We start from the raw sequence: 19,000 nt of genomic DNA on the forward strand, positions 1-19,000 counted from the left end.
TCTTCCGACGAGATCGGCACCTCGAAGGTCAACGCCGACCTCGCCCTGCGCACCGCCGTCGACGTCGCCGCCGGCGAGTACCACTCCACCCTGACCCTTTCGCTGTTCAACCAGTCCTGAAGCACACCCCGGCGGCCCCTCCCGGCAGTGGGGGCTGCCGGGGTCGCTGATGGCCGGTGGCAGGATGCTTGCGGTAGTGCTCATCGCGGTCGCCGCGCGAGGGACGCCCGGCGGCCGCGGAGGAGTCGAGGGAGATCGATGAGCCGCAGGAACCACCGCGTCGCCGTGCTCGTGCTCGAGGGGGCGAAGCCGCTCGACGTCGGCATCCCCGCGCAGGTGTTCTCCAGCCGGCCGAGCATGCCGTACGAGGTGCGGGTGTGCGGCGCCGCCCCCGGGATGGTGACCGGCGGCGACGGCCTCTCCTATCACGTGGCCGAGGGCCTCGACGCCTTCGAGCAGGCCGACACCGTCTTCATCCCCGGCTATCGGGAGCCTGCGACCACGGAACCGCCGGCCGCGGTCGTCGCCGCGCTCATGGCCGCCCACGAGCGCGGGACCCGGCTCGCCGCCATCTCGACGGGGGCGTTCGCGCTGGCGGCGACGGGCCTGCTCGACGGCAAGCGGGCGACGACCCACTGGCACTACACCAAGGCCCTCGCCGACAAGCATCCGCTCGTGCGGGTGGACGAGAACGTGCTGTTCGTGGACGAGGGCAACGTGCTCACGTCGGCGGGCGCCGCGTCCGGCATCGACCTGTGCCTGCACCTGGTGCGGCGCGACCACGGCGTCGGGCTGTCCAACCACGTGGCGAGGCGGCTGGTGGCGGCGCCCTATCGCAGCGGAGGCCAGGCGCAGTACGTCCCCCGCAGTGTGCCCGAACCGCTCGGCGACCTGTTCGCGGGCACGCGCGAGTGGGCCCTGGCGCACCTGTCGGAACGGCTGACCCTCGACACCCTGGCCCGCCACGCGCGGGTGTCGGCGCGCACCTTCTCCCGGCGGTTCGTGGAGGACACCGGCTACACGCCCATGCAGTGGGTGCTGCGGGCGCGCGTGGACCTGGCACGCGAACTGCTCGAACGCACCGATCTGGGCGTGGAGCAGATCGCCGACCGGGTCGGGCTCGGGACCGGGGCGAACCTGCGCCTGCATTTTCAGCGGATTCTCGGCACCTCCCCGACGGAGTACCGCCACACCTTCTCGGCCTGACCTCCCCGGCCGGACGGGCAGCCGCGCCGGTCCTCGTACGAGGTGGCGAGATCCTTGCGGACGGTGGCGAAACTTCTGGCGGGATCCTTGCGCACGGTGTCGTTCGGGCCACTGTCGGCCCGGCGGCGGCGCGCCGATCATGGAGCGCGGAACGAAAGGAGCCACCATGACCCGCATCGCCGTCAACGGATTCGGCCGTATCGGACGCAACACCCTCCGCGCCCTGCTGGAACGCGGCAGCCACCTCGACGTGGTCGCCGTGAACGACCTCACCGCCCCCGAGACCCTCGCGCACCTGCTCAAGTACGACAGTGCGCTCGGCCGCCTCGGCCGCTCCGTCGAGGTCGACGGGACCGACCTCGTGGTCGACGGCCGCCGTATCGCGGTGCTCGCCGAGCGCGAGCCCGCCAAGCTGCCGTGGGCCGAGCTCGGCGTCGAGATCGTGCTCGAGTCCACCGGCCGCTTCACCAAGGCGGACGCCGCTCGCGCGCACATCGACGCGGGCGCGGGGCGCGTGCTCGTGAGCGCCCCCTCCGACGGCGCCGACGTCACGCTCGCCTACGGAGTGAACACCGAGGTGTACGACCCCGCCCGGCACGTGATCGTCTCGAACGCCTCGTGCACCACGAACGCGCTGGCTCCGCTGGCGTCCGTGCTGGACGACCTGGCTGGCATCGAGCACGGCTTCATGACCACCGTGCACGCGTACACGCAGGAGCAGAACCTCCAGGACGGCCCGCACCGTGACCTGCGCCGGGCCCGTGCCGCCGCCGTGAACATCGCGCCCACCACCACCGGGGCCGCCAAGGCCATCGGCCTGGTGCTGCCGAAGCTGGACGGCAAGCTGTCGGGCGACTCGATCCGCGTGCCGGTCCCGGTGGGTTCGCTGGTGGAGCTGAACACCACGGTCTCCCGCCGGGTCACCCGCGACGAGGTGCTCGCGGCCTACCGCGCCGCCGCCGACGGCCGGCTCAAGGGCATTCTCGACTACGCCGACGAGCCGCTGGTCTCCAGCGACATCACCGGCCAGGCCGCGTCGTCGATCTTCGACGCCGCCCTCACCCGGGTCGAGGGCACGCACGTCAAGGTGGTGGCCTGGTACGACAACGAGTGGGGCTTCGCGAACCGCGTCGTCGACACGCTCGAGCTGCTCGCCCGCGACTGAGCGGGGCCTCGCTCACAACGCGAGCTTCTGATGCCGCCCCGTGCGCCACTCGACCAGCATCACCGTGGCGTCGTCCTGGAGCTGACCGCGCTGGTAGGAGAGGATCGAGTGGATCAGGCGGCGCAGGGTCTCCGGTGCGGAGACGCCGTCGGCCTCCCGCCGGATGACGAAGTCGGCGAAGCGGTCCAGCCCGAACCTCTCTCCGTCGGGAGTCAGCGCCTCGACGATGCCGTCGGTGTAGAGGAGCAGCCGGTCGCCGGGCTCGAGCTGGCGGCGCGCGAGCCCGGCGGCCGGGCCCAGGTGGAGACCCATGGGGGTGTCCGGTGGGCTGTCCAGCACCGAGGCCACCCGTCCCTGTCTCAGGACGAGCGGCGGGGGATGCCCCCGGTTCACCCAGGTCAGCCATCCTGTGCGAATGTCCAGGTCGGCCAGGACCCCGGTGGCGAACCGGGAGCTGGCGAACTGCCCGGCGATCGCCTCGTCGATCGCGTCGCTGATGTCGAGCAGTCCGGCCCTGCGCCGGCGGCGGTTGTTGCGGTAGGCGCTCAGGGCGATCGCGGCGGTGAGGCCGGCGGAGGTGTCGTGCCCCATGGCGTCGAAGATCCCGATGTGGAGCGTGCCGCCGTCGAGGGCGTAGTCGAAGGCGTCGCCGCCGACGTGGTAGGCCGGTTCCAGCCCGGCGCTGACGGTCATGGTGTCGGTGGCGAAGTTCCTGATCGGCAGCAGGGTCCACAGCATCTCGGCCGACAGGTGCATCTCCTCGGTGCGCACGAGCCGCGCGAAGGCGTCGCTGTAGGCCCGCTTGCTCACCACCAGCAACGCGACCAGGCTGGCCAGCTCGTTCGCGATGCGCTCGATGGTGTCGTCGACCACGGGCGCGGTCACCCCGAGCACGCCGACCCGCTCCGTGCCGTTCAGCATCGGCACCCACAGGCGCCGGGGCCCCTCGCTGCCGAGCGGTTCGGCGGCCTCGGCGACGTACGGGTCGGTGGCGGGGCGCGCCTGGACGATCTCCTGGTTCCGGTAGGCCCGCCCGGCCAGGGTCGTGTCGATGGCGACGCGGTTCAGCGGTTCGCCGTACACGTCACACTGTCCGGGCAGCGGCACCAGATACAGCGGCCGCAGGCTGGCCACATAGATCATGATCTCGGTGAAGCCGAGCGGCCGGACGTGCTCGATGACCGAGGCCGCCAGGTCGTCCAGTGGCGTGAGGTGGTGGTCGCGCACCAGACCGCCCCAGATGCGCCCGGTGTCAGGACACCCGATCACATGCCGCCCCCCGCTGCCCTTGCCCGTGTCGTCCGGACTTCCGCGGCCGGCGGGCGGAGGGTGCGGCCCCCGAACTCTCGACGGCACAGTCCCGACGCTACCCCGGCGCGTTTCTCATGCGGTCGATGCGGAGGGCACGCGCGGGCCGGCGACGAACGGCGTGCCCGACGCTCCGGGTGATCCTTCTTAAAGGAACCCTCATGCGGGTGGTCCAGCGTCCTGCGGACGTCACAGGAGGACCGCTCAGTTGGACACGATCATGAAGGGCGTGATCACCTTCGCCGTCGACCTGGGCGGGAACGGCACGTAGGACCTCCGCCGGGCCCGACTACCCGATCTTGACACGGCGATTTGCACGTTATGTGGGAGAATGTGGGCCCGTGACCCCCGTGCTCGACCTCGTCGGAATCTTCGTCTTCGCCCTGTCCGGCGCGCTCCAGGGCGTACGCGAACGGCTCGACGTGGTCGGTATCGCGGTGCTCGCGTTCTTCACCGCGGTCGGCGGCGGCATCGTGCGTGACCTGTTCATCGGCGTGCAGCCCGCCGCGCTGCGGGACACCGCGTATCTCCTCGTGCCGGTCGTGGCCACCGTCATCGCCTTCTTCTGGCATCCCCAGGTCGAGCGGGCGATGCCCGCGGTGCTCGTCTTCGACGCGGCGGGTCTCGGCCTGTTCTGCGCGGTCGGGACCGCCAAGGCGCTCCACTACGGCCTCGCACCGATGCACGCCGTGTTCCTCGGGGTCTGTACGGCGGTCGGCGGCGGCGTCATCCGCGACGTCCTGTCCGGCGAGAGGCCGACCCTGCTCTACGACCGGGAGCTCTACGCCGTGCCGGCGATGCTCGGCTCGACGGCGATGGTCGCGCTGCACGCGCTGGACGTGCGGGGGTTCGTCGCCACCCTGTCCTCGGCCGTGCTCGCCTTCGCGTTCCGCATCCTCGCCATGCGGTATCGCTGGCGCGCGCCCCTGGCCAGGGGCGTCGGCAAGGCGCGGTGAGCCGGCCGGGAACCTCGTACGGCGGTCAGAGGGCGAAGAACCGGTCGGCGAAGGCCTCCCACTGGGCGAGGAAGTCGATGTCGGCGTCACGCAGCCAGTTGAGCTGCAGGCCGTCGAGGAAGGCGAGCAGGTCCACCGCGGCCCGGTCCGGCCGGGGATGCCAGGCCAGCAGGTAGCGTTCGAGCATGGCACGACCCTCGGTCAGCCGCGTCCGGAAGTAGGCGTGCGCGGGATGGGCGGGGTCCAGCGCCTCCGCCGACAGCATCGTGTACAGCTGCACGAGTGAGCGTTGCGCGAGGTTGCGCCGGACAAATCCGGACATGACGGCTCGGGCGGTCGCCGGGTCGGGCGCCGGTTCGAACGTGTCGGCGACGCTCGCGAGGTCGAGCGTGTCCCGGCGTTCGAGAACCGCGATGAGCAGGTCCTCCCGTGAGCGGAAGTGATGCAGCAGCCCCGCCTTGGTCATGCCGCAGGCCGCCGCGAACGCCTCGAGGGTGACGCCCTTGAATCCGGAGACGGCGATCAGCTCGGTGGCCGCCTGGAGGATCTCCTCCCGGCGCTCGGCGAGCGGCAGCCGGCGCCGTCCCGGTGCGGGGGTCATGCCGTCCTGGCTCCTGGGAGATGGGGGGTTGATTCGATCACGATACCAGCCTAGGTTATCTACCGTTTGGTAGATAGCGCTGTCGCGCCTGTTCAGAGAGTTGTGTGCGCATGTCGACGCCCTCCTCCCCGACCGCATTCTCCGCCGCCGTCGCCGCAGTGCGCGCCGGGCGGCCCCTCGACGAGGCGGTCGACGAGCTGCTGTCGCAGATGACCCGCGAGGAACGCCTGTGGCTGCTGGACGGGGACCTGCCGTTCTGGCAGGGCATGGCCGACATGATGACCAACGGGTACAACCTCACCCCCTACCCCATGGGCCGCGTCGAGCGGCTGGGCATCCCCGGCCTGTTGTTCTCCGACGGCCCGCGCGGTGTGGTGATGGGGCAGTCGACCGCCTTCCCGGTCTCCATGGCCCGCGGCGCCACCTGGGACGTCGAACTCGAGGAGCGCGTCGGCACCGCGATCGGGCTCGAACTGCGCGCCCAGGGCGCCAACTTCTTCGGCGGCGTGTGCGTGAACCTGCCCCGCCACCCGTCCTGGGGCCGGGCCCAGGAGACGTACGGCGAGGACCCGGTCCTGCTCGGCGAGTTCGGTGCGGCGCTGACCCGGGGGGTACAGCGCAACGCCATGGCCGTCGTCAAGCACTACGCGCTCAACAGCATGGAGAACGCCCGGTTCACGGTCGACGTCACCGCCGACGACGCGGCGCTGCACGAGGTCTACCTGGCGCACTTCCGGCGGATCGTGGAAGAGGGCGTGTCGGGCGTCATGACCGCCTACAACTCCGTCAACGGAGAGTGGGCCGGGCAGAACGAGCACCTGATGGAAGGTGTGCTCCGCGGCATGTGGGGCTTCGAGGGCGTCACCGTCTCCGACTTCATCTGGGGCCTGCGCGACGCCGCCGCCTCGCTGCGCGCCGGGCTCGACGTGGAGGAGCCCTTCCGCCAGCAGCGCGCCGAGCACCTGTCCGCCGACCTGGAGGCGGGCCGGGCGAGCTGGGACGACGTCGACCGGGCGGCCCGCCGCATCCTCGCCACCCAGCTGCGCCACTACGCCGCCCTCACCGAGCCCGAGCCCCCGCGCGACGTGGTGTTCAGCTCCGAGCACCGCGCGCTGGCACGCGAGGTCGCCGCCCGCGGCATGGTGCTGCTCAAGAACGATTCGGTCGGCGACGCGCCCCTGCTGCCGCTGAGCCGGGACGCCCTCGCCTCCCTGGCGGTCGTCGGGCGCCTGGCCGACGTGGCCAACACCGGCGACAACGGATCCTCCGACGTACGCGCCCCGGAGGTGATCACCGCGCTGCGGGGGCTGACCGAGGCGCTCCCGGGCACCCGGATCACCCATGTGGCCGACGACGACCCGGCCGCGGCCGCCGACGCGGCCGCACAGGCCGACGTCGCCGTCGTCGTCGCCGGTTACACCGCCGCCGACGAGGGCGAATGGATCGGCGGGGACGTGCTGGCCGACGCCGACCTGCTGGCGCTGTTCCCGCCGCCCGGCGACGATCCAGCCGGGCAGTCGTTCGCGGCCTTCCTCGCCGAGCCCGGTGCGGTGGAGTCCATGAGCGGAGGAAGCGCCGGCGGCGACCGCGCGAGCCTGCGGCTCCGGCCCGTCGACGCCGAGATCATCCGGGCGGTGGCGGCGGCCAACCCGCGCACCGTCGTGGTGATCGTCACTGCCGGGGCCGTCATCACCGAGGAGTGGCGCGACGCCGTACCCGCCGTGCTGGTCTCCTGGTACTCCGGCTGCGAGGGCGGCCGGGCCCTGGCCGACGTGCTGCTCGGCGACGTCGACGCGGCCGGGCGGCTGCCGTACTCGATCCCGGCCACGGAGGAGCACCTGCCGTACTTCGACCGCGACGCCACCGCCATCACCTACGACAAGTGGTTCGGCCAGCGGCTGCTGGACCGGGACGGCCATGCGCCGGCCTTCCCGCTCGGGTTCGGGCTGTCCTACACGAGCTTCGCCCTCACCGACCTCACGGTCGGCGAGGGCGACGGCGACTCCTTCACGGGAGTCGTGACCGTGACGAACACCGGCTCGCGCGCGGGCCGCCACGTCGTCCAGCTCTACGGGCGGCCCACCGGCATCGACGCGGCGGCCGACGACTTCCCCGCCCGGGTCCTGCTCGGCTTCGCGACCGTCGAGCTCGCCGCCGGGGAATCGGCCCGGGTCACCGTGCCCGCCTCGACCCGGCCGCTGCGGAGGTGGACGCCCGACGGGTTCGTCCCCGCCGCCGCGACGGCCGTGATCGAAGCCGCGGCCTACGCGGGCGACCCCGGCGCCGTCACCGCAGCCGCCGCGCTCGCGCTCGCCTGACAACCGGAAGGCCGTCGCGGCATCGCGAGGCTTCCCCGGAGCCGGTCCGCCGAGGCGGACCGGCTCCGGGGCCGGGCGTCACATCGAGGTCACACCCGGGTCCACTTCTGGTTGTTCTGGCCGTTGCACGTCCAGATCTGCACCTTGGTGCCGTTGGCGGTGCCGTTCCCGGACACGTCCAGGCACTTGTTCGCCCCGACCGCGGTGATGCTGCCGTCGGAGTTCAGCCGCCACTTCTGGTTGTTCTGGCCGTTGCAGTCCCAGATGAGCACGCTGGTGCCGTCGGCCGTGCCCGCGCCGTTCACGTCCAGGCACTTGTTGCCGTAGACGCGCAGCTCACCGGCGCTGGTGGACGTCCACCGCTGGTTGGCCTGCCCGTTGCAGTCCCAGATGTTCACCTGCGCGCCGTTGGTCTGCGACGCGCCGCTGACGTCCAGGCACCGATTCGACGCCACACCCCGCAGGGCACTGGTGCCGGTGCCGGTGCCGCCCGAAGGCGACGCGGAGGGCGAGGGAGAGGGCGAAACCGACGGTGAGGGGGACGGCGAGGAGCCGCCGCCCTGTCCGACGCCCGTGCCGCCGAAGGTGAACGAGTCGACGTCGAAGGCGTTCGCCGACGGCGCCTTGAACACGACGTACACGTTGTGCGTGCCGCCGGGGTCGGTCACCCGCGCCGCGGGCAGGGACACGTAGTTGTTCCATCCCCCGGTCGACGGCACGGAAGCGGAGGCGATGAGCGCCCCTGTCGGCGAGTCGGCGTGCAACTCGATGGACCCCCCGGTGCTGGACGGCGCCGAGACGCGGAAGGACACCGTGTCGATCCCGGACAGGTTGAACGGGGTGAAGGAGATCCAGTCGTTGTTGGAGATGTCGCCGATCCGCCTGCCGCCCTCGGCCCCGGCCTCGTCGACGATCCTGATGCCGGACGAGCCGGTGGCGTGCTCGGCCTGCTTGTGCTTGGGCTGCAGCGTGATGCCGGCGCTGCCCTTCAGGCCGCCCTTGTCGGTGTAGTCCGCACCCAGGACGTAGTAGACGTTGGAGGCCTCGTCATGGCCGGAGGCCGTGGTCGTGACCGTCCCCGAGCAGCCGGTGTACTGACCGGTGTCGTGGGCGTGCTGGTCGTGGCCGAGCGCGGTGAACACGTTGACCTTGGTGCAGTCGGCGGCGCCGTCCTCGGCGTCGGTGACGTTCAGCGTGTAGGTCACCCGGTCGCCGAAGTCGATGAACCCGCCGTCGGGCGGAGCCGAGAAGGCGACCGTGGGACGGGTGTTGCCGACCACGACGGGCACCGTGACGCTGGCCGTCTTCCCGCTCGAATCCCGTACGGTCAGCTTGGCGTTGTAGGTGCCGTTGGCGCTGTAGGTGTGGGACGGGTTGGCGCTGGTGGAGGTGCCGCCGTCGCCGAAGTCCCAGCTGTAGGTGATCGCTTCGCCGTCGGGGTCGGACGAGCCGGCCGAGGAGAACGCCACCGTCAGCGGCGCCTTGCCCGAGTCGGGGGTGGCGCTCGCCTTGGCGATGGGAGCGCGGTTGCCCACCACGTAGTCGATCCGGTAGACGGCGTCATCGGTGTTCGCGTGGCCGAAGCCGTTGCCCCAGTCGGCCATGTACAGCGCGCCGTCCGGGCCGAACTTCATGTCGATCGGCGCGTGCGGGGCGATCTGGGCGACGAAGGGGTTGATCTTCAGGAGGTTGCCGGAGGAGTCCAGCCGCAGTTCCTTGACGAAGTTGCGGCTCCACTCGTAGAGGAACGGCGTGCCGTCGAAGTAGTCGGGGAACTTGCGGTCGGAGGTGCTGGAGGCGTCGTAGCGGTAGAACGGGCCGCCCATCGGCGCCGCCCCGCCACAGCAGTTGATCTCGGGGAACTCGGCCGAGGCGTGGTAGTTGTACCAGATGGTCGCGGACTTGGCCGCGGGCAGGTTGGTCAGGCCGGTGTTGTTGGGCGAGTTGTTGACCGGCGCCGAGCAGTTGAACTTCGCGCCGGAGGTGTTGGTGGCGAAGTTGAAGTCGTTGAACGGGATGTTGTTCCCGACGCAGTAGGGCCAGCCGTAGAAGCCCGGCTCCTTGATCAGGTTCCATTCGACGGTGCCCTCGGGACCGCGGTTGGCGTTCGCCGCCCCCGCGTCCGGGCCGTAGTCGCCCACCGAGATCCAGCCGGTGACCTTGTCGACGGAGAAGCGGAACGGGTTGCGGAAGCCCATCGCGTAGATCTCCGGCCGCGTCTTGGCGGTGCCGGGCGCGAACATGTTGCCGGACGGGATCGTGTACGTGCCGTCGGCCTCGGGGTGGATGCGCAGGATCTTGCCGCGCAGGTCGTTGGTGTTGGCCGCGGACCGCTGGGCGTCGTAGTGCTCCCGGCCCTGCCGCTCGTCGATCGGGGCGTAGCCGCTGGACCCGTTGGGGTTGGTGTCGTCACCGGGGCCGATGTACAGGTTGCCGCCCGGGCCGAACGCGAGGTAGCCGCCGGTGTGGCCCGGCTCGTCGACGTTGCGGTACGCCGGAACCTCGATGATCTTCTTCTCGCTGGACAGGTCGAGGCTGGTGCCGTTGAAGGTGAAGCGCGAGACCCGGTTCACCTCGCCGCCGTTGGACGGCGAGTAGTTGAGGTAAATCCAGCCGTTGGTGGCGAAGTTCGGGTCGAGCGCCAGCCCGATCCCGCCGTCCTCACCGCCGTCGTACACCGACAGGGTGCCGATGACGCGCGTGCCGCCGCCGCCCGCGGGGATCAGGTTCACCTTGCCCGACCGCGAGATGTAGAAGACCCTGCCGTCGGCGGCGACGTCCAGCTCCATCGGCTGGTCCGGCGCGCCGTCGAGGGTCACCTTCTGGAAGCGGGCCGCGATCGTGCCACCGCAGTCGCCCGCGGCCGCGCCGGCCGCCCACTTCACCGCGCCCAGCAGGTGCTGCTTGAACAGCGACTCGGAGTAGGAGGACGCGTTGTGGCCCATGGCGGTCGCCCAGACCCGGCCACCCTCCGGGTTGTGACACCAGGAGATCGGGTGGTCGGCGCCCATCTTGTTCGCGCCCGCGTCGTAGGTGGTCTCGTCCGCGGTGACCAGCACGTGCACCGAGCCGCGCATGTTCTTGTCGAAGTTGTACCACTCCTCGGTGCGCACCCACCGGTCCGGCAGGCCCTTGGTCGAGGGGTGCACCTTGTCGGCGACCTTGGCGGTGCCCTGGACGATCGAGGAGTGCTGGGTCATGTGCGCGCCGGCCAGCACGGTCTGGTCCCACCAGGGGAACTGCGACTCGATGTTCATGTCGACGGCGTTGTGGATCGCCACGACGCCGTGGCCGCCGCGCACGTAGGCCTGCATGGCCTGGCGCTGCGCGTCGTTGTCCCACACCATGCCCGACGTCTGGAGCATGATCACCGCGTCGTAGTTGTTGAGGTTCGACGTGGTGAAGACGGAGGAGTTCTCGCTCGTGTCGAGCTGGAAGTTGTTGTCGGTCGCCAGCTGCTGGAACATCGCGATGCCGGCGGCGATGGAGTCGTGCCGGTAGGCGCCGGACGCGGTCTTGCTGAACAGCAGCACCTTGAACTGCGGTGCGGCCGCGTGCGCCACCAACGGCACCGCGGACAGCAACAGCCCTAACAGGGCCGCGGCCAGAGCGGGCAGTAAGCGTGATCTTCGCATGAGGGATCTCCTGGGGGGTTACCGGTGACGGCCGGAGTTACGGGGTGCGAAGGGATGGTCGATCGGCCGGTCAGGCCATGAGGGTGCGGAGAAAGGCGAGTCCTTCGGTGGCGAGGGCGTCCTGGCTCGGGGCGAGCGGACGCCAGACAGACGCCGCGTTCGGCCGCGTAGGCGACGACCGGTTTCAGGTTCTCCCCCAGCTCGGTGTAGACCGCGCGCCGCTCGTCCGCGCTCATCCGCCAGGCGCGGCCGACGGAAGCGTACGCCGGGCCGCTGATCGCCGGCGCGCCGACGGTCACCGCCACGTCCACGCAGTGCCGCAGGTAGTCCTGGGTCTCCTGCACACACTCGGGCGAGGCGTCGACGAGCTCGCGTCCCGGTGGCATCGTGAGCACGACCGACGCGCCGAGCCCGAGCCCGTCCAGGAGGGCCGCCGCCCTCTCCGGGTCCCAGTCGCCTGGATGCTCGACCGGCAGTTCGACGACGTCGAAGCCCCACTCCGCGATCCGCGGCGCGAGGGCGGCCAGGGACTCGTCGGTGAGCGGCGAGACCCAGACCCACGTGTTGACGCCGATCACGACGTGCCACCCCACTTCGCGGGGTAGCCGGGCATGTCCTCGCACCCGCACAGGGCGTAGTGCAGCGGCGGCAGACCGGGCTTGAGGTAGGTGGCGAGGTTCTCCTGCGTGATCGCCGGTTGCGGGAGGTTCCAGACCTTCGGCACCTGCTCGCCCTTCAGGATCTTGAGCGCCGCGATGATCGGCGTTCGCCACTGGTAGGTCGGGTAGGTCGGCGCGATCGCGGTCAGCTTCGCGTCGCTCCACTTCCTCAGGAAGTCCTGCTGGTCCTCGCCGTTGATCGGCGGCACGGGCTGGCCCGCGTCCTCGAACGCCTCGACGGCCGCGACGGCGGTGGCGCCCGCGTCCATCCAGACTCCGTCGATCTTGCCGTAGCGCTGGATGTAGTCACTGACGATGCTCTTGGTCTTCGCGGCGTCGCCGTCGGTGAACTCCACGCCGACGACATCGAGGTCGCTCTTGTCGAACGCGACCTTCGCCGCCGACCACCGGGTCTCCAGCACGTCCACACCGGGCAGGATGCGCAGCGCCAGGATCTTCCCGCCGGCCTGCACCTTGCCGGCGAGGAACTCGGCCGCCTCGGCGCCGAAGGCGTAGCCGCCGATCGGCTTGATGAAGGTGACCGGGCAGTCGGTCTGGACCCCACGATCGAACACGATGACCGGCACCTTCGGGCACGCCCCGGCCACCGCGGGAGTCAGCGTGGCCGTGGTGTTGGGCGAGACGATCAGCGCGTCGCAGCCCTTGCCCTGCAGTTCCGCGATGTCGGAGATCTGCTTGTCGTCCTTGCCCTCGGCGTCCAGGGCGGTGAACTTCGCGATCTCCTTGTGCAGGGCGACCTCCGCCTGCATGGTCTTCCAGCCGACCTGCCGCCAGGGGTTGTTGACCGCGGCGTTGGAGAAGCACAGGTGGTACGGCCCCGCCTTCTTGTACTCGGCGGTGTCGACGAGCTGGGGGTCGATGCTCTGCTCCCACGGCTTGTCCGACGGGCCGGTCGGCTGCGCCCGGCGCATCGCCATCTGGGCGTCGTAGTCGGCCTGCACGAAGAACTTCGACTGCGCGCCGGTGCCCTTGTCCTCCTGCGCGGCCGACCCGGCCGGCGCGGCGGAGGCGGAGGCCGTGGACACGGGCTTGTCGCTGGTGCACGCGGCCGCCGGCAGCGTCAGCGCGGCCAGCGCGGCGGAGGCGAGGAGCCGCCGCGAATATGAACGCATGGTCTTCCTTCCGTCACGAGACCGCCGCGGTTCTTCTGCGCGGGAGGTTCACGGCCCCCAGCGCCACCGCGGCGATGATGATCACGCCCTGCACGGCCGGCTCCAGCGCCCCCGAGATGCCGTACAGGTTGAGCAGGGTGAACAGCGCCTCCAGGGTGAAGGCTCCCGCCATGGCGGCGACCACGGAACCGCGGCCGCCCCCGAGGGCCACGCCACCGAGCACGACAGCGGTGATGGCCTGGAACTCCAGGCCCTGACCGACCTGCGCGGACACCCCGGCGAAGCCGCCGAGCAGGATCGCGGCGACCGCCGCGGAGAGCCCGGAGATCATGAACGCCACCGTCCGCACGCGGGCGACGCGGACGCCGGACAGAGCCGCCGCCCGGTCGTTGTCGCCGGCCGCGATCAACGTGTGGCCGAAACCCGCGCGCATCGCCAAGATCGCGGCCGCCGCCACCGCGACGAGGATGAGGACCGACCAGGGCACAGGGCCGAGGCTCCCCCGGCCCAGCTCGCGGAACTCCGGGGACAGGGCGCCCCGGGGCGCGCCGCCCGTCCAGAGGAAGACCGCCCCGGACAGGATCAGCAGCATGCCGAGGGTCGTGATGAACGACGGGACCCGGAGCAGGGTGGTCACGATCCCGTTGACCAGCCCGGTGAGCGGCCCGATGACGATGAGCAGGGCCAGCACGGGCCAGGTCGCCTCCGCCGAACCGTCGATGAGCCGGGCGGCGATCACCACCTCGGCGGTGACGAGCGAGCCGACCGACAGGTCGAACTCGCCGGACACGATGACGAAGTACTGCCCGGCCGCGAGGATCACCAGCGGCGCGGCCCGTTTGACGAAGGCGAGGAAGGCGGACGGCTCCAGGAAGTACGGGTTGACGACCGCGATGGCGACCAGCAGCCCGGCCAGCACGACGAAGATCGGCAGCGCGCGTCTCATGCGGTCCGCCTCCTGCGGGCGTAGATCGCCAGGGCGGCCACCAGGACCACGCCCCGTACGACGTCCTTGGCGAAGGAGTCGACCTCGAGCTGGTTGAAGATGCTGTCGAGGACGGCCAGGAGCAGGACGCCGCCCACAGTCCCGGCGACCCCCCCGCGGCCTCCGGCCAGAGCCGTCCCGCCGAGCACGACCGCGGCGATCGACTCCAGGTCGTATCCGCCGTCGGTTCCCACCGTCGGCGCGCCCGCCCCGAGCCGGGAGGCGAGCAGCAGCCCGGCGATCCCGGCGCAGACCGAGCAGAGCACGTGGGCGACGACCACGACCCGCCCGGTGCGGATGCCCGACAGGCGCGCGACCTCCGCGTCCCCGCCGACGGCGTAGATCCGGTATCCCAGCCGCGTCCGGCTGAGCATGAGCCACGCGGACGCCGCGACCGCGGCCCACAGCAGCGCCGACACCGGCAGCGGCCCGATGCGGTCGTACCCGAGATGCTGGAAGGACGAGGGCACGCTGCCCGCGGGCCCGTCGTACCGCTCGTCGAGCACTCCTCTGAGGATCAGCGCGACCCCGAGCGTGGCGATGAAGGCGTGCACCCGGAGTCTGGTGACGATCAGCCCGTTCACCAGCCCGGCCGTCGCGCTGACCGCCAGCACCGCCGCGACCGCGACCGGCACGCCCGCGTCGGCGCCCGCCATGATCTCGGCCGCGACCAGCGAGGTCAGGCTGATCAGATAGGCCACCGAGAGGTCCAGGCTCCCGGCCAGGATCACCAGGGTCTGGCCGACCGCGACGATGCCGAGGGCCGCCGACCGCTGCTGGATGCCGACGATGTTCTCCTGGCTGAGGAACTGCCCGCCGTCCAGGGCGAACAGCAGCCAGCCCAGCACGACGAGCAGGACCAGCGCCACGTAGACGGCACGGGCGGGCCGGTCGGCCGACAGCCGCCGCAGGAACGAGCCCCCGGCCGGTACGCGCCGGAGCTTCAGCTGCTGGGTCATGACGCGGCCGCCAGGTGCATCACGGCTTCCTCGGTGGAGCCGGCGGGCAGTTCCCCGGCGATGCGGCCGTCCCGCAGCACCACGATGCGATCGCTCATGCCGATGAGCTCGGGGAGCTCCGAGGAGATCATCAAGACGGCCACGCCGTCGCCTGCGAGTTCGCGCATCAGCTCGTGGATGGCGGCCTTGGCGCCGACGTCGACACCGCGGGTGGGCTCGTCGAACAGCAGGACGCGCGGCGCGACCGACATCCACTTGGCCAGCACGACCTTCTGCTGGTTGCCGCCGGACAGCAGCCGGACCTCCTGGGTGGGCCGGGGCGGGTTGAGCCGCACCCGCTCGAGCAGCCGCTCGACGCCGGGCCGGCGGGCCTTGGTCGCCCGGGCGACGAGCAGGGCGTTGTCGCCCACCCGCTGGTTGAGCAGGAGTCCTTCGGCCTTGCGGTCCTCGGTGACCAGGCCGATCCCGGCCGCGATGCCCTCTCGTGGCGAGCGGGGGCGGCGGGGCGTCATCTCGCCTCCGGTGAACGGCTCGGCGCCGAACAGCGCCTTGGCCAGCTCGGTGCGGCCCGAGCCTTGCAGCCCGGCCACTCCGACGATCTCCCCCGCGCGCAGGTCGAGGTCGATGCCGTGCAGCCGGGCGTTGCCGCCGCCGCGCACGCTCAGCAGCACCTCCCCGGGCGGTTCCGCCGCCCGGGGCGGGTAGTACGACCGCAGCTCCCGCCCTACCATCAGGCGGACCAGGGTCGCGGTGTCCAGGCTCGACGCCGCCGCGGTGGTGACCCGGGCGCCGTCCTTGAGCACGGTGATCCGGTCGGCGAGATCGAAGATCTCGCGGAGCCGGTGCGAGATGTACAGGACCGCGATGCCACGCCCGGTGAGCCGCCGCACCAGCGTGTAGAGCAGCTCGACCTCGTGGCCGGCCAGGGCTGCGGTCGGCTCGTCCATGACCACGATCCGGGCGTTCAGCGACAGCGCCTTGGCGATCTCGACGACCTGTTGCTGCGCGACCGAGAGCCGCCGGACGAGATCGCGCGGCCCGAACGCCTCCTCGCCGAGAGACTCCAGCAGCTCGCCGGTCGCCGACTCCATCGCGGCCCGGTCGACCAGCCCCCGCCGGACGGGTTCCCGTCCGAGGAAGACGTTCTCGGCCACCGTCCGCTCCGGCAGCAAGGTGAGCTCCTGATGGATGATCGCCACGCCTGCCCGCTGCGCCTCGACCGGGTGCCCGAACGCCACGCTCCGGCCGTCGATCTCGATGGTCCCCTCGTCCGGGGTGTGCACGCCGGCCAGGATCTTCATCAGCGTCGACTTGCCCGCGCCGTTCTCCCCCACCACCGCGTGGACCTCACCGGCGGCCGCCTCCAGATCGACCCCGCCGAGAACCCGGACGCCAAGGAAGCTCTTGCCGATACCGGTCATCCTCAGCACGCGGCCCACCTGTCGGGGCGTACGGCCGCACCGGCCATGCCGGAAGCGGCAGGCGGCATCGCAGCCGGGAGACCGGCCGGGACACGTCTCCGCGCCGTCCGGGGTGAGCAGTCGTGCACGGGATCTCCTTGCAGGGGGGTGGGAGTCGTGCTGCGCCCGATGTCCGGTTCACCGAGTCGGTCGCCGGCGAGGGCGCCACGGCCGCCGGACCGGCTCGCAGCCGGCGCAGCCGAAGCGATTTCGACGGTGCCGACGCAACGGACACCGGGTCTGACCTGCGACATTTGTCGAATCGATTCGGAACGACCATAGGTCTGCGCCTTATGCCTGTCAAGCATGCTTATCGACGATCCATTGGATGTCTCTTCACACACAACGAGCACGCCGTCGCCACCTAGATCGAGAATCCCCATCTCAACGTGGTGCCGATGATGCCGCGCCCCGCTCGCCCGATCCAGCCGAGCGGCGATCAGTACTATCTTTCGACTGCTCAGCCAGACATAGGTATGAAACTTTCACGTTTGGCGCGCAGCGTCGCTTGAGTCAAACGGGGAATCGACCACCCGGGGCGCCTGAGCTTGTCCGGCGATGCTTGACACATGCCGTTGACATCCCTCGCCGACGAGACCTAGGCTGCCAGCGAATCGATTCGATAGTCCCGTAACCGGGATCGCGGGCCGGCCGCCCCGCCGACTCGATCCCCTCTCACGGCGTCACTCCCCACCCCCCTCTGTCCAAGGAGTCATGAGTGGACGCGAAAGGCAAGAAGCGGCGATCAGGCCGCCGCGGGATCGCGGCCCTGTTCGCCGTCGGCGCGCTCGTCGCCGGATCCCTCCTCACGACCGCGGCGCCGGCCCAGGCCGCGGACGAGTCGATCAGTGTCGACTTCTCCGTCGCCGGCGGCTCTCCGACGTACCGGGCCTCCGGCTGGATCTACGGCATGACGGAGGACGGCGCCAATCCCCCGGACCATTTCTTCACCGATGTCAGGTTCCGGTACATGCGGGCCGGCGGCGCCCAGCTGGACGCCCCGGGCGGCTGGGTGTCGGGCAAGTACGACCGCCGGTGGAACGCCACCCGCGCGCAGCTGCTGCGCACCCGGTCGCTGGGCGGTGAGTTCGTCCTGCTGGTGCACGACCTGTGGGGCGCCGACGGTTACCCGATCTCCCGTTTCCCGGGCGACAACGGCAACTGGACCGACTACGACGCCTTCCTCACCCGCCTGATCGGCGACGTGCGGGCCACCGGCGCCCCGGTCCAGTGGGACCTGTGGAACGAGCCCAACATCACCCTGTTCTGGAACCGTCCCATCTCGCAGTACTTCGAGATGTGGAAGCGCGCCTACCAGCGCATCCGCGCCGCGTTCCCGTCCCATCTGATCGTCGGACCGAGCTGCGCCTGCGTGCCGTCCTCCGGCGGCTTCTGGACCCAGTACCTCGACTACGTCAAGGCCAACAACGTCGTCCCCGACATCGTCAGCTGGCACTCCCTGCCCGGTGACCCGGTGGCCAACGTCGCGACCGCCGACAGCACCCTCGGCTCCCGGGGCATCCCCCACCCCCGCCCGTACCAGATCAACGAGTACGGCGCGTCCAACGAGCAGAACCCCGGGGACGGGTCCTGGTACATCGCCCGGCTGGAGCGGGCCGGCGCGGACGGCCTGCGGGCCAACTGGGCCGGCGGCGGCAACCTGCACAACGACCTGGGCAACCTGCTCGTCCGCAACTCCACAGGGCAGTACCAGCCCAAGGGCGAGTGGTGGGTCTACCGCTTCTACGGCTCGCAGACCGGCCAAATCGTCTCGGTCACGCCGAGCACCTCCTACGACGCGTTCGCGACGAAGGCGAGCGGGGAGGCGAAGGTCCTGGTCGGAGGGGGCCGCACGACGGGTGACATCGCGGTCGGCCTGCAGCGGCTGGACGCCACCAGCGGCATCGTGCAGAACAACCAGGTCCGGGTGGTGGCCGAACGCATCCCGTACAACGGCGGGGGCGCCGTCGCCGGTCCGGTGACCGTGCAGAACACGGTGGTGACGTTGTCGGGCAACGGCACGACGGTGCATCTGCCGCACTCCAACGCCGACGAGACCTTCACCATCACGCTGCTGCCGCCCGGCACTCCGGGGCCGTCGCCGACCCCCAGCCCCACGGGCGGCACGAGCGGCACGAGCGCGCTCAAGGGTGTGGGGTCGGGTCGTTGCCTCGACGTGAACGGCGCGTCGCAGGCCAACGGCGCGCAGGCGCAGATCTGGGACTGCAACGGGCAGGCCAACCAGCAGTGGACCACGACCAGTGCCGGTGAGCTGCGGGTCTACGGCAACAAGTGCCTGGACGTGAACGGCGGCGGCACAGCCGACGGCACCGCGGTGATCATCTGGGACTGCAACGGGCAGAACAACCAGAAGTGGCGGCTGAACTCCGACGGCAGCATCACCGCCGTCGGGGCCAACAAGTGCCTGGACGTGTCCAACAACGGCACCGCCAACGGCAGCAAGGTGCACATCTGGACCTGCCACGGCGGCACCAACCAGAAGTGGACCCGAGCCTGACCCGATGAACCCCCCTCGCCGCGGCGGGCCGGCCCCGCCCGCGCGGCGGGAGCGCGGCGACACACCAGAGGGCAAGCGCGCGGGTGGCAAGAAAGTG

12 protein-coding genes and 1 pseudogene are annotated in these 19,000 nt (G+C 71.0%); 5 read left to right on the forward strand and 8 right to left on the reverse strand.

What is annotated here, in order from left to right; all coding sequences use genetic code 11:
* Nucleotides 1-258 precede the first annotated feature (258 nt).
* Together AB0J39_RS28290 and gap are read left to right on the forward strand one after the other, a co-directional pair.
* The gene (locus AB0J39_RS28290; protein WP_363469863.1) at nt 259-1,206 is read left to right on the forward strand and encodes a DJ-1/PfpI family protein; all 948 of its coding nucleotides are present in this window, start codon (nt 259-261) and stop codon (nt 1,204-1,206) included.
* A 166-nt stretch (nt 1,207-1,372) separates the two neighbouring features.
* Entirely contained in the window at nt 1,373-2,371 is a 999-nt protein-coding gene (gene gap, locus AB0J39_RS28295; protein WP_363469866.1) for a type I glyceraldehyde-3-phosphate dehydrogenase, read from the forward strand.
* A gap of 12 nt (nt 2,372-2,383) precedes the next feature.
* Here gap and AB0J39_RS28300 read toward each other — a convergent pair whose 3' ends face one another.
* Entirely contained in the window at nt 2,384-3,640 is a 1,257-nt protein-coding gene (locus tag AB0J39_RS28300; RefSeq protein ID WP_363469869.1) for a GAF domain-containing SpoIIE family protein phosphatase, read from the reverse strand.
* A 380-nt stretch (nt 3,641-4,020) separates the two neighbouring features.
* Between AB0J39_RS28300 and AB0J39_RS28305 the strand changes: the two genes are divergently transcribed.
* Nucleotides 4,021-4,635 (forward strand): trimeric intracellular cation channel family protein, encoded by a 615-nt coding sequence (locus tag AB0J39_RS28305; RefSeq protein ID WP_363469871.1) that lies wholly within the window; start codon nt 4,021-4,023, stop codon nt 4,633-4,635.
* Between the two features lie 25 nt (nt 4,636-4,660).
* Here AB0J39_RS28305 and AB0J39_RS28310 read toward each other — a convergent pair whose 3' ends face one another.
* The gene (locus AB0J39_RS28310) at nt 4,661-5,236 is read right to left on the reverse strand and encodes a helix-turn-helix domain-containing protein (protein WP_363469874.1); all 576 of its coding nucleotides are present in this window, start codon (nt 5,234-5,236) and stop codon (nt 4,661-4,663) included.
* A gap of 110 nt (nt 5,237-5,346) precedes the next feature.
* Here AB0J39_RS28310 and AB0J39_RS28315 point away from each other — a divergent pair, with 110 nt between their 5' ends.
* The gene (locus tag AB0J39_RS28315; RefSeq protein WP_363469877.1) at nt 5,347-7,554 is read left to right on the forward strand and encodes a glycoside hydrolase family 3 C-terminal domain-containing protein; all 2,208 of its coding nucleotides are present in this window, start codon (nt 5,347-5,349) and stop codon (nt 7,552-7,554) included.
* An 89-nt stretch (nt 7,555-7,643) separates the two neighbouring features.
* Here the strand turns inward: AB0J39_RS28315 and AB0J39_RS28320 are convergent, their stop codons facing one another.
* From AB0J39_RS28320 to AB0J39_RS28345, 6 genes and pseudogenes are all read right to left on the reverse strand, one after another.
* On the reverse strand, nt 7,644-11,189 hold the full coding sequence (locus AB0J39_RS28320) for a lectin (RefSeq protein WP_363469879.1): 3,546 nt from the start codon (nt 11,187-11,189) through the stop codon (nt 7,644-7,646).
* Between the two features lie 140 nt (nt 11,190-11,329).
* A pseudogene (locus AB0J39_RS28325) lies at nt 11,330-11,767 on the reverse strand (TIM barrel protein); the annotation flags it as partial.
* The gene (locus tag AB0J39_RS28330; protein ID WP_363469882.1) at nt 11,764-12,981 is read right to left on the reverse strand and encodes a substrate-binding domain-containing protein; all 1,218 of its coding nucleotides are present in this window, start codon (nt 12,979-12,981) and stop codon (nt 11,764-11,766) included. The pseudogene AB0J39_RS28325 and the gene AB0J39_RS28330, both read right to left, overlap by 4 nt.
* Before the next feature lie 13 nt (nt 12,982-12,994).
* Nucleotides 12,995-13,927 carry an ABC transporter permease gene (locus AB0J39_RS28335; RefSeq protein WP_363469885.1) on the reverse strand — a complete coding sequence of 311 codons (933 nt, stop codon included), beginning with the start codon at nt 13,925-13,927 and terminating at the stop codon, nt 12,995-12,997.
* Entirely contained in the window at nt 13,924-14,925 is a 1,002-nt protein-coding gene (locus tag AB0J39_RS28340; protein ID WP_363469888.1) for an ABC transporter permease, read from the reverse strand. Before AB0J39_RS28340 ends, AB0J39_RS28335 begins: the two co-directional genes overlap by 4 nt.
* On the reverse strand, nt 14,922-16,346 hold the full coding sequence (locus tag AB0J39_RS28345; RefSeq protein ID WP_363469894.1) for a sugar ABC transporter ATP-binding protein: 1,425 nt from the start codon (nt 16,344-16,346) through the stop codon (nt 14,922-14,924). The genes AB0J39_RS28340 and AB0J39_RS28345 overlap by 4 nt, the downstream gene beginning before the upstream one ends.
* A 757-nt stretch (nt 16,347-17,103) precedes the next feature.
* Between AB0J39_RS28345 and AB0J39_RS28350 the strand changes: the two genes are divergently transcribed.
* Nucleotides 17,104-18,903 carry a ricin-type beta-trefoil lectin domain protein gene (locus tag AB0J39_RS28350; protein WP_363469891.1) on the forward strand — a complete coding sequence of 600 codons (1,800 nt, stop codon included), beginning with the start codon at nt 17,104-17,106 and terminating at the stop codon, nt 18,901-18,903.
* Nucleotides 18,904-19,000 lie beyond the last annotated feature (97 nt).

Source organism: Microbispora sp. NPDC049633, from assembly GCF_040675265.1.
In the GTDB taxonomy this organism is placed as follows: Bacteria; Actinomycetota; Actinomycetes; order Streptosporangiales; family Streptosporangiaceae; genus Microbispora; species Microbispora maris.

What these genes read in the sequence shown, in the direction of transcription:
- AB0J39_RS28335 (WP_363469885.1), bottom strand. Translation starts at nt 13,927, where the DNA reads ATGAGACGCGCGCTGCCGATCTTCGTCGTGCTGGCCGGGCTGCTGGTC.
- AB0J39_RS28345 (WP_363469894.1), bottom strand. Translation starts at nt 16,346, where the DNA reads ATGACCGGTATCGGCAAGAGCTTCCTTGGCGTCCGGGTTCTCGGCGGG.
- AB0J39_RS28340 (WP_363469888.1), bottom strand. Translation starts at nt 14,925, where the DNA reads ATGACCCAGCAGCTGAAGCTCCGGCGCGTACCGGCCGGGGGCTCGTTC.
- gap (WP_363469866.1), top strand. Translation starts at nt 1,373, where the DNA reads ATGACCCGCATCGCCGTCAACGGATTCGGCCGTATCGGACGCAACACC.
- AB0J39_RS28320 (WP_363469879.1), bottom strand. Translation starts at nt 11,189, where the DNA reads ATGCGAAGATCACGCTTACTGCCCGCTCTGGCCGCGGCCCTGTTAGGG.
- AB0J39_RS28310 (WP_363469874.1), bottom strand. Translation starts at nt 5,236, where the DNA reads ATGACCCCCGCACCGGGACGGCGCCGGCTGCCGCTCGCCGAGCGCCGG.
- AB0J39_RS28290 (WP_363469863.1), top strand. Translation starts at nt 259, where the DNA reads ATGAGCCGCAGGAACCACCGCGTCGCCGTGCTCGTGCTCGAGGGGGCG.
- AB0J39_RS28330 (WP_363469882.1), bottom strand. Translation starts at nt 12,981, where the DNA reads ATGCGTTCATATTCGCGGCGGCTCCTCGCCTCCGCCGCGCTGGCCGCG.
- AB0J39_RS28315 (WP_363469877.1), top strand. Translation starts at nt 5,347, where the DNA reads ATGTCGACGCCCTCCTCCCCGACCGCATTCTCCGCCGCCGTCGCCGCA.